12 protein-coding genes are annotated in these 9,919 nt (G+C 70.2%); 8 read left to right on the top strand and 4 right to left on the bottom strand.

Annotated elements, in window-relative coordinates:
- Nucleotides 1-252: 252 nt before the first annotated feature.
- The 4 genes from ACIQNG_RS35160 (at nt 253) to ACIQNG_RS35175 (ending at nt 2,892) form a co-directional block, all read left to right on the top strand.
- Nucleotides 253-1,398, top strand: a complete 1,146-nt coding sequence (locus tag ACIQNG_RS35160; protein ID WP_401490797.1) for a GAF domain-containing sensor histidine kinase — start codon at nt 253-255, stop codon at nt 1,396-1,398.
- The gene (locus ACIQNG_RS35165) at nt 1,391-2,032 is read left to right on the top strand and encodes a response regulator (RefSeq protein WP_401427740.1); all 642 of its coding nucleotides are present in this window, start codon (nt 1,391-1,393) and stop codon (nt 2,030-2,032) included. The genes ACIQNG_RS35160 and ACIQNG_RS35165 overlap by 8 nt, the downstream gene beginning before the upstream one ends.
- 159 nt (nt 2,033-2,191) lie before the next feature.
- The gene (locus ACIQNG_RS35170) at nt 2,192-2,437 is read left to right on the top strand and encodes a chaplin (protein WP_401427743.1); all 246 of its coding nucleotides are present in this window, start codon (nt 2,192-2,194) and stop codon (nt 2,435-2,437) included.
- 215 nt (nt 2,438-2,652) lie between these two features.
- Nucleotides 2,653-2,892 carry a chaplin gene (locus ACIQNG_RS35175; RefSeq protein ID WP_401427745.1) on the top strand — a complete coding sequence of 80 codons (240 nt, stop codon included), beginning with the start codon at nt 2,653-2,655 and terminating at the stop codon, nt 2,890-2,892.
- A gap of 181 nt (nt 2,893-3,073) precedes the next feature.
- Here the strand turns inward: ACIQNG_RS35175 and ACIQNG_RS35180 are convergent, their stop codons facing one another.
- Nucleotides 3,074-3,940, bottom strand: a complete 867-nt coding sequence (locus ACIQNG_RS35180; RefSeq protein ID WP_401490800.1) for a hypothetical protein — start codon at nt 3,938-3,940, stop codon at nt 3,074-3,076.
- Nucleotides 3,941-4,092: 152 nt separating this feature from the next.
- Here ACIQNG_RS35180 and ACIQNG_RS35185 point away from each other — a divergent pair, with 152 nt between their 5' ends.
- The 3 genes from ACIQNG_RS35185 to ACIQNG_RS35195 all read left to right on the top strand — a co-directional run bounded on the left by ACIQNG_RS35185 (nt 4,093) and on the right by ACIQNG_RS35195 (nt 6,597).
- The gene (locus tag ACIQNG_RS35185; protein ID WP_401427750.1) at nt 4,093-4,884 is read left to right on the top strand and encodes an ABC transporter ATP-binding protein; all 792 of its coding nucleotides are present in this window, start codon (nt 4,093-4,095) and stop codon (nt 4,882-4,884) included.
- 154 nt (nt 4,885-5,038) lie between these two features.
- Nucleotides 5,039-5,470, top strand: a complete 432-nt coding sequence (locus ACIQNG_RS35190; protein ID WP_401427752.1) for an NfeD family protein — start codon at nt 5,039-5,041, stop codon at nt 5,468-5,470.
- 176 nt (nt 5,471-5,646) lie between these two features.
- Nucleotides 5,647-6,597 (top strand): SPFH domain-containing protein, encoded by a 951-nt coding sequence (locus ACIQNG_RS35195; protein WP_401427754.1) that lies wholly within the window; start codon nt 5,647-5,649, stop codon nt 6,595-6,597.
- Between the two features lie 90 nt (nt 6,598-6,687).
- Here ACIQNG_RS35195 and ACIQNG_RS35200 read toward each other — a convergent pair whose 3' ends face one another.
- From ACIQNG_RS35200 to ACIQNG_RS35210, 3 genes are all read right to left on the bottom strand, one after another.
- Nucleotides 6,688-7,194, bottom strand: a complete 507-nt coding sequence (locus tag ACIQNG_RS35200) for an HNH endonuclease (RefSeq protein ID WP_401427757.1) — start codon at nt 7,192-7,194, stop codon at nt 6,688-6,690.
- Nucleotides 7,195-7,404: 210 nt separating this feature from the next.
- Nucleotides 7,405-7,944 carry a YbhB/YbcL family Raf kinase inhibitor-like protein gene (locus ACIQNG_RS35205; protein ID WP_401490803.1) on the bottom strand — a complete coding sequence of 180 codons (540 nt, stop codon included), beginning with the start codon at nt 7,942-7,944 and terminating at the stop codon, nt 7,405-7,407.
- Between the two features lie 40 nt (nt 7,945-7,984).
- Nucleotides 7,985-8,767, bottom strand: a complete 783-nt coding sequence (locus ACIQNG_RS35210; RefSeq protein WP_401427762.1) for a sporulation protein — start codon at nt 8,765-8,767, stop codon at nt 7,985-7,987.
- A gap of 147 nt (nt 8,768-8,914) precedes the next feature.
- Here ACIQNG_RS35210 and ACIQNG_RS35215 point away from each other — a divergent pair, with 147 nt between their 5' ends.
- A complete protein-coding gene (locus ACIQNG_RS35215; protein ID WP_401427765.1) occupies nt 8,915-9,565 on the top strand; it encodes a DNA-3-methyladenine glycosylase in 651 nt (216 codons plus the stop codon).
- Nucleotides 9,566-9,919 lie beyond the last annotated feature (354 nt).

Here is a 9,919-nt window from a genome sequence, read left to right on the forward strand (position 1 = left end):
CAGGCACTCAAGCCCTCAAGCTCTCTGCACAAGCCCTCGATAGTCCTCTGAAGCCCCCGGACACTGAGCCGACGGCCATGCCCCCACCGTAGGAACGCCCCCCGCCCCTCCGCCTCGGCCGCGGGCCCCAGCCCCACCGGTCCCTTCGCCCTAAGCCGTCCCCCCTCCGACCTGCGACCTAGGCCCCTGGCCCAGACCGGTGCGGGCCTCCGGGCCGATCCCGATGTCACACCCCGTCGGTACCGTGAGGACATGAGTCAAGGCCCCCGGTCCGGCCTCGCCGCGATCAGCTCCGCGCTGCTGGCCATGAGCAGGCACCTGGAGGTGCGCGACGTCCTCAAGACGATCGTCGCCTCCGCCCGCGAACTGCTCGACGCCGAGTACGCCGCCCTCGGCGTCCCGGACGACCACGGCGGCTTCGCCCAGTTCGTCGTGGACGGCGTCAGCGACGAGCAGTGGAAGGCCATCGGCCCGCTGCCCCGCCAGCACGGCGTCCTCGCCGCCATGCTCCGCGACGCCAAACCCCAGCGCCTCGCCGACGTACGCGAGGACCCCCGCTTCGGCGGCTGGCCCAGCGCCCACCCCGACCTCGCCGACTTCCTGGGCCTGCCCATCCGCGACGGCGACGAGATCATCGGCGCGCTCTTCCTCGCCAACAAGAAGCACCCCCGCCCCGACGGCGGCTGCGGCTTCACCGAGGACGACGAGGACCTCCTGTCGATCCTCGCCCAGCACGCCGCCATCGCCCTGACCAACGCCCGCCTCTACGAGCGCAGCCGCGAACTGACCATCGCCGAGGAACGCTCCCGCCTGGCCCACGAACTCCACGACGCCGTCAGCCAGAAACTGTTCTCCCTACGACTGACCGCCCAGGCCGCCACCGCCCTGGTCGACCGCGACCCGGCCCGCGCCAAGGACGAACTGCACCAGGTCGTCGCCCTCGCCGCCGAGGCCGCCGACGAACTGCGCGCCGCCGTCGTGGAACTTCGCCCCGCCGCCCTGGACGAGGACGGCCTCGTCGCCACCCTGCGCACCCAGATCCACGTCCTCGACCGCGCCCACAGCGCCCGCGTGAGCTTCACCGCGCGCGGCGTGCGCGCCCTGCCCGCCGCACAGGAGGAGGCCCTGCTCCGCGTCGCACAGGAAGCCCTCCACAACGCGCTGCGCCACTCCGGGGCACCCCGCGTCGAGGTCGTCCTGGAGCGCCGCGGCGCCGGCGCGGTGCTGCGCGTCCGGGACGACGGCGACGGCTTTGACCCCCGCACGGTCCGCCGGGCGGGCCGGCATCTGGGCCTGGTCTCCATGCGCGACCGCGCGAGCGGCGTCGGAGGACGGCTGACGGTGGAATCGGCGCCCGGCTCGGGCACCACGATCGAGATGGAGGTCCCCGGTGGGTGACGCAATCAAGGTGCTGCTCGTCGACGACCACCAGGTGGTCCGCAGAGGACTGCGCACCTTCCTGGAGATCCAGGACGACATACAGGTCGTCGGCGAGGCCGCCGACGGAGCCGAGGGCGTCGCCCGCGCGGAAGAGCTGCGCCCCGACGTCATCCTCATGGACGTCAAGATGCCCGGCATGGACGGCGTCGAGGCCCTGCGCAAGCTCCGCGAACTCGACCACCCCGCGCGCGTGCTGATCGTCACCAGCTTCACCGAGCAGCGTACGGTCGTCCCGGCCCTGCGCGCGGGCGCCACCGGGTACGTCTACAAGGACGTCGACCCCGAGGCGCTGGCCGGTGCCATCCGCTCGGTGCACGCCGGGCACGTCCTGCTCCAGCCCGAGGTGGCCGACGCCCTGCTCTGCGAGGAGGAGACCGGCATCGGCCAGGGCAGGGGAGGGTCACTGACCGAGCGCGAGCGCGAAGTGCTGGTGCTGATCGCCGACGGCCGCTCCAACCGCGAGATCGCCCGCGCCCTCGTCCTCTCCGAGAAGACCGTCAAGACCCATGTCTCGAACATCCTCATGAAGCTCGACCTGGCGGACCGCACCCAGGCCGCGCTGTGGGCCGTACGCCACGGTGTGGCGGGCTGAGACGCCCCCTCGCACAGGAACCGGACGCGGGTTCCCCTCCGGGCAGAGATTCATACCGTCGTGGGAATGTCCCCCGGATGGCGTATCCATCACGGTCCCGGACCGTTCTCCCATGCGTGCCGCGGTGATTGCCGCGGCGATCGCAAGGAGGGCATAGAAGTGAAGAACCTGAAGAAGGCAGCGGCCGTGACGATGGTGGCCGGCGGGCTGATGGCCGCCGGAGCCGGAATGGCCTCCGCCACCGACGGTGCGCTGGCGCACGGCACGGCCGCGGGCTCTCCGGGCGCTGTCTCCGGCAACGTCATCCAGGTCCCGGTCGACGTCCCGGTCAACGCCGTCGGCAACAGCGTGAACGTCATCGGCGTGCTGAACCCGGCATTCGGCAACCTCGGCCTCAACCGCTGAGCACCGACTGACGTCCGAGTGCGGGCCTGACGCCGCACCGGCCTCCGGCCTCCCGGGCGCTCTCCGGGAGGCCGGTCTTTTTGTCGGCTGGTAGGCCCAATGATCCGAACGGGCAGTACGGCAGGCCGGACCGTTCCGAACTGAACGTCTCCGCGTTGTTCAGCGCACGACCCGCGGCCGGGTCGGTAGGACAACAGCAGGAGGAAACGCTTCTCATGAACATCGCCAAGAAGGCTGCCGTAGCCCTCTCCGTCGCCGGGATCGCCGCCGGCGCCTCCGCGGGCGCGGCGGTCGCCGACTCGGGCGCGCAGGGCCTGGCCGCGAAGTCCCCCGGCGTTGTCTCGGGCAACGTCATCCAGGTCCCGGTCCACATCCCCGTCAACGTCGTGGGCAACAGCATTAACGTGATCGGCCTGCTGAACCCGGCGTTCGGCAACATCGGCGCCAACGGCTGACCCCACCCCGCCCCACCCAAAGAGGCCCCGAACCAAACCGGGGCCTCTTGCCTTTTCCCTTTCAGCCCGTCCGGCGTTTGGGGACGAGGCCGTCCAGGCCGAACCGGGGCTCGGGGGCAGAGCCCCCGGTCACGGCACGCCCAACCCGCTCACCCATACCCGACCTCACCACCGACCCACCTCACCGCACCCCCTTCTCCCGCTCCTCCACAACGGAGTTGTACGCCGCGACCTGCGCCCGCCGAGCCACCCGCTCCACCCCCCGCAGCACCGCCCCCCGAGCCGCCATCTCCGAAGCGCTCACCGCCCCCGTACTCGCACCCCCACCCCCACTCCCACGCGCACCCCCACGCGCACTCCCACCGCCCCCCGCCCCACCGGCGACCCCTCCGTGCCCGTTCTCATGAGCCACATCCACCAGCAACCCCACCCGCTGCGCCAGCTCCAGCACCCGCACCGCCCGCGGCGGATACCCCGGCGCCAACACCTCCCGCCCCCGCTCCGCCCGCGCCCGGTACGCGTCGATCGCCGCCTCCGCCACCGGCCCCGACGCGGCGAGGTCCAGCCGGGTCAGCATCTCGGTCGCCTCCCGCAGCGCCTCCGCCAACTCACGCTCCGCCTCGCCGAGCGACGGCACATCCGCGGGCGGCGCCTCCCGCACCGCGAGGCAGTGCCACACCACCTCCACATGGACATCCCCCGCCGGCCCGGCCGAGGACACCTCCGGCACCAGCCCGAACGCGGCGCCATGACAGATCACCGCCTCCTCGGCGTCCATGGCCCGCGCGTTGAACTCCGGCGGTCCGCTCAGCCCCAGCGGATGCCCGGGCGCGGGCAGCGCGATCCGCAGCCCCGTCGCCCCGAGCGACCGCAGCCGCCCGAGCGCGAGCGTGAGACCGACCGGCGCGGACTCCCCGGGCAGCCCCGCCACCCGGTGCACGGCGTCGTCCCCGACGATCGCCAGCACAGCGTCATCCGGCGAAACAAGTCCGACAAGAAGGGCATTTCCCCAAGCGGCGAGGCGTCCTGAACGCGGTTCCGAGAGCACCCGTCCACTCTAAGGACCGGACCGATGGAATGGACCGGGCAACCGGTGGCGTAGATTTCGTAGAGGGCCTGCGCCCACCGGCGCGGCGGCCCGAGCCACTGGCGTACGCGACAGCCGAGACCGGCCACACCGTAAGGGGAGACAACGCGCTCATGAGCGATGTACTGGAGCTTGAGGACGTATCCGTCATCCGCGAGGGCCGGGCTCTGGTGGACGACGTCTCCTGGTCGGTGAAGGAGGGCGAGCGCTGGGTCATCCTCGGCCCCAACGGCGCCGGCAAGACCACCCTCCTCAACATCGCCTCCAGCTACCTCTTCCCGAGCAAGGGCACCGCCACCATCCTCGGCGACACCCTCGGCAAGGTCGACGTCTTCGAACTCCGCCCCCGTATCGGTGTGGCCGGTATCGCCCTCGCCGACAAGCTCCCCAAGCGCCAGACCGTGCTCCAGACCGTCCTGACGGCCGCGTACGGCATGACCGCCTCCTGGCACGAGGACTACGAGGACATCGACGAGCAGCGCGCCCGCGCCTTCCTCGACCGCCTCGGCATGTCCGACTACCTGGAGCGCAGGTTCGGCACCCTCTCCGAGGGCGAGCGCAAGCGCACCCTGATCGCCCGCGCCCTGATGACCGACCCCGAACTGCTGCTCCTGGACGAGCCCGCCGCCGGACTCGACCTCGGCGGACGCGAGGACCTGGTGCGCCGCCTCGGCCGCCTCGCCCGCGACCCGATCGCCCCCTCCATGATCATGGTCACCCACCATGTCGAGGAGATCGCCCCGGGCTTCACCCATGTCCTCATGATCCGCCAGGGCAAGGTCCTCGCCGCCGGCCCGCTGGAACTCGAACTCACCTCCCGCAACCTCTCCCTCTGCTTCGGCCTCCCGCTCGTCGTGGACCAGATCGGCGACCGCTGGACAGCCCATGGCCTCCCGATGACCTGACCGACGCACGGCCGGCGCACACCACCGAGGCGCACCCGGAACCGAGGCGCACCCGGATACCCCCCGAACACGCCCCGAAACCACGGACCCGAAGCACGGACGAGCCGCTTCGTACCCTGTCGGCGACCCGACCCACGGCCATACGATGGACCGTGTGAACGACATCGACGCATGGGTGTGGTGGCTCATCGGCGCGGCCGCGCTCGGAATCCCGCTCGTGGTGACCACGATGCCGGAGTTCGGGATGCTGGCCGTCGGCGCGCTCGCGGCAGCAGGCGTCGCGGGACTCGGCGGCGGCGTCGTCGCCCAGGTCCTCGTCTTCGTCGCCGTCTCGGTCGCCCTCATCGCCGTCGTCCGCCCGATCGCGGCGCGGCACCGCCGGCAGAGTCCCCAACTGGCCACCGGCATCGACGCGTTGCGGGGCAGGCAGGCCGTCGTCCTGGAACGCGTGGACGGCTCCGGCGGTCGCATCAAACTCGCGGGCGAGGTCTGGTCGGCCCGGGCCCTCGACCGCGACCGCGCCTACGAACCGGGCCAGGAAGTGGACGTCGTGGAGATCGAGGGAGCCACCGCGATCGTCCTGTGACCGCCCGCGGAGGACAGCGCACCACGGGCCGCGCACCACCCCCGACCGACCCCAAGTGAACCGAACGTCCTCCAGGGCATACGACGGTCTGTCAGACTCGACCAGCAAGATCTTCAACAAGCATAAGATCTGCAACCGTAGGTCCGCCGAGGCGGAGAAGGGTACGGGCAGCGACGATGGAACCGGTCATCATCGTCTTGGTCATCCTGGTGGTGTTGGTCTTCATCGCCCTGATCAAGACGATCCAAGTCATCCCGCAGGCGAGCGCCGCGATCGTGGAACGCTTCGGGCGCTACACGCGGACACTCAACGCGGGCCTGAACATCGTCGTGCCGTTCATCGACACCATCCGCAACCGCATCGACCTGCGTGAACAGGTCGTCCCCTTCCCACCCCAGCCGGTGATCACCCAGGACAACCTGGTCGTCAACATCGACACGGTCATCTACTACCAGGTGACCGACGCCCGCGCCGCCACCTACGAGGTCGCCAGCTACATCCAGGCCATCGAGCAGCTCACGGTCACCACCCTGCGCAACATCATCGGCGGCATGGACCTGGAGCGCACCCTCACCTCCCGCGAGGAGATCAACGCGGCCCTGCGCGGCGTCCTCGACGAAGCCACCGGCAAATGGGGCATCCGCGTCAACCGCGTCGAACTCAAGGCGATCGAGCCGCCCACCTCCATCCAGGACTCGATGGAGAAGCAGATGCGCGCCGACCGCGACAAGCGCGCCGCGATCCTCCAGGCCGAGGGTGTCCGCCAGTCCGAGATCCTGCGCGCCGAGGGCGAGAAGCAGTCCCAGATCCTGCGCGCCGAAGGTGAGGCCAAGGCCGCCGCCCTGCGCGCCGAGGGCGAGGCCCAGGCCGTCCGTACGGTCTTCGAGGCCATCCACGCCGGCGACCCGGACCAGAAGCTCCTCAGCTACCAGTACCTCCAGATGCTCCCGAAGATCGCCGAGGGCGATGCCAACAAGCTCTGGATCGTCCCCAGCGAGATCGGCGACGCCCTCAAGGGCCTCTCCGGCGCCATGGGCAACTTCGGCAACCTGGGCGGCGGTTCCGGCAACGGCGCCAACGTCCCCGCCCAGCCGACCGAGCGCCGCGAGAAGCCGTCCATCGACTGAGGACCCGGGACACCCCCCCCGACGCAGAGTTCCCCGCGCCCCTTCCGAAGGGACCGCGGGGAACCGCATGTCAGGCCACGCCCGCTCGCCCTAGGCCGCGGCGGAGGCCAGCCACTCGGGCAACGCGTCGTAGTCGTCCGGCGCCAGCGCCAGCAGCATCGCGTCCGCGGGCGACGGCTCGAACGGCTCCCGCAGCAACGGCATCCCCGCCTCCGCCGGCGTCCGGTTCGCCTTGCGGTGATTGTCCTCCGCGCAGGAGGCCACCGTGTTCAGCCAGCTGTCCGCACCGCCCCGCGACCGCGGTACCACGTGGTCCACGGTCGTCCCCCGACGCCCGCAGTACGCGCACCGGTGCCGGTCCCGCACCAGCACCCCCCGCCGCGACCAGGGCGCTTGTCTTCGGAACGGCACCCTCACATAACGGCACAACCGGATCACCCGCGGCGCCGGTATGTCCACGGCCGCCCCGCGCATCCGCAGATCGGGGTGGGACTGCTCGACGACCGCCTTGTCCTGGAGCACCAGCACGACGGCTCGGTTCAATGTCACCGTCGACAGCGGCTCGAAACTCGCGTTGAGCACCAGCGTGTCGCGCATGATCCAGCCCACCTCCCGTGTCGCACCCGCCCACCCCCTGGCGGGCTGGGGTCAACTCTGGCCGGGCACGCCGAGATGGACAACGCAATATCCGCTGCTCCGCGAGGGTGGCCCCCCGCCCCCAGCAACAAAAATGCCCGCCCCTGATCACTTCCAAGACCAGAGGCGGGCAAACGTTCGGTGAACGCTGAACGGACCGCGGCGTGCGGCTCAGCCCTGTGCGGGGTTCTCGTACTCGCCGATCAGCTGGGCCCGCGCCAGCGTGTGGAACCGCAGATTGAAACCGACCACGGCCGGACTGGCGTCCGCGTCCGGACCGAGCTTCTCCTGGTCCACCGCGTACACCGTGAACACATAGCGGTGCGGCCCGTCCCCGGGCGGCGGCGCGGCGCCCCCGAAGTCCTTCGACCCGTAGTCGTTGCGCGCGTGCACGGCACCCTCGGGCAGCCCCTCGAACGCGCCCGTGCCCGCACCGCCCGGCAGCTCGGTCACCGTGGACGGGAGGTCGAACAGCACCCAGTGCCAGAACCCGCTGCCCGTCGGGGCGTCCGGGTCGTAGCAGGTCACGGCGAAGCTCTTGGTCTCCGGCGGAAAGCCCTCCCACCGCAGCTGCGGTGAGACATTGCCGGCCGCGAATACCTGAGCGTTCTTCAGGACCGCGCCCTCCTCGACGTCCTCACTCGTGACCGTGAACGCCGGCACGGGCGGATGGAAGTCATGGGGCAATGGCCGCCGCTTGGCCTCGGACACCTCGGCACCTCCTGATCAGATCGTTCAGTGAACCCCGAGCCTAGAACCAGTTGCGCTTGCTGCCGACCTCGGACAGCCACTGGTTCAGGTAGGCCCCCCAGTCGGTCGACCCGAAGTCGTTCAGCCCCACCTTGAACGAGCGGAACGAGTCGCTCCCCTCACTGAACAGTCCCGGCTTCTTGTCCATCTCCAGCACCACGTCCATGGCGTCGGAGTCGGCCACGAAGCTCACCTCGACCTGGTTCAGCCCCCGGTACTGCTGCGGCGGCAGGAACTCGATCTCTTGGTAGAACGGCAGCTTCTGCCGGGTCCCACGGATGGAACCGCGCTCCATGTCGGCGTTCTTGAACCGGAAGCCGAGCTGGAGGAAGGCGTCCAGGATCGCCTTCTGCGCGGGCAGCGGGTGCACATTCACCGGGTCCAGGTCACCGGAGTCCACCGCACGCGCGATCTCCAGCTCGGTGACGACCCCGATGTGCATCCCCGGCAGCGGGTGCCCGTCGAGCGTGGTGATCGGGGTCTCCCACGGGATCTCCAGACCGAACGGAACCGTGTGCACCTTCCCGGCCTCCAGCTCGAAGGCACCCCCGAGCCGCACCTTGGTGAAGACGATGTCCTGCTTGTACTCGGAGTCCTGGGTCTCGACCTCGACCTTGGCCTGAAGCCCGACCGACAGCGCCTCGATCTGCTGGTTCACGGATCCGCCCTGGATCCGCACCTCACCCTGGACCACCCCGCCCGGCACCACATTGGTCTCGGTCAGCACGGTCTCGACGGAGGCTCCGCCGGCACCCAGGCTCGCGAGCAGCTTCTTGAACGCCATGTATGTGTCTCTCCCTCTCGCCCACAGGCGGGTGGATCCTCAATCCCTGACCCCTACAAACGCGATCCGCCCGGGTCCGGTTCCGTCCGGACCGAAAGCGCACCGACCCTCCGATGCCCCCGTCCGGCTGCACTACGCTCGGACGGCGTGATCGCGACCCCCGACCGTACGCCTGTGCCCAGGACGTTCTTCGACCGCCCCGTCCTGGAGGTGGCCCCCGAGCTTTTGGGCCGCATCCTCGTCCGTACGACCCCGGACGGCCCGATCGCCGTCCGCCTCACCGAGGTCGAGGCGTACGACGGCTCCAACGACCCCGGCTCCCACGCCTACCGCGGCCGTACTCCCCGCACGGCCGTGATGTTCGGCCCGCCCGGCCATGTGTACGTCTACTTCACCTACGGCATGTGGCACTGCATGAACCTGGTCTGCGGCCCGGAGGGCCTCGCCAGTGCCGTCCTGCTCCGCGCGGGCGAGATCGTGGAGGGCGCGGAACTGGCTCGCAAACGTCGACTCTCGGCCCGATACGACAAGGAACTGGCCAAAGGCCCGGCCCGGCTGGCCACCGCCCTCGATGTGGACCGGGCCCTCGACGGCACGGACGCCTGCGCGCCGGGGGAGACCCCGCTGCGGATCCTCACCGGCACCCCGGTCCCCGCTGACCAGGTACGCAACGGCCCTCGCACCGGAGTGTCCGGCGACGGCGGCGACGGGGACGCCCACCCCTGGCGCTACTGGATCGCCAACGACCCTACGGTGAGCCCCTATCGGGCCCACACGCCGAGGCTCCGCCGAAGTTGACTCGGCCTCCGAAGGTGCGTAACGTGGCCCGAGCCGCTGAACCGGGTACGGCGTTCGCCTGCAGCCGGAGCGGCCAACCCACTAGCTACGAGAATCCCTCACCGGGGTCGTTTTCGACGTGTCCGCACGCTCGAATTCGAATCCAAGGGGCCCGATTATGAATCGGACGGGAAGTCGGCTAGCGTAGTGAATGTCGAAAGGCCGACGGACGAAAGTCCAACGCCTAAGGCAATCCCGCCGACAGGGAATTGGGCCGAGAAAAAGGTCTGATAGAGTCGGGGACACCGAAGGGAAGCCCGGAGGAAAGCCCGAGAGGGTGAGTACAAAGGAAGCGTCCGTTCCTTGAGAACTCAA

This window comes from Streptomyces sp. NPDC091377, assembly GCF_044757045.1.
GTDB lineage: Bacteria > Actinomycetota > Actinomycetes > Streptomycetales > Streptomycetaceae > Streptomyces.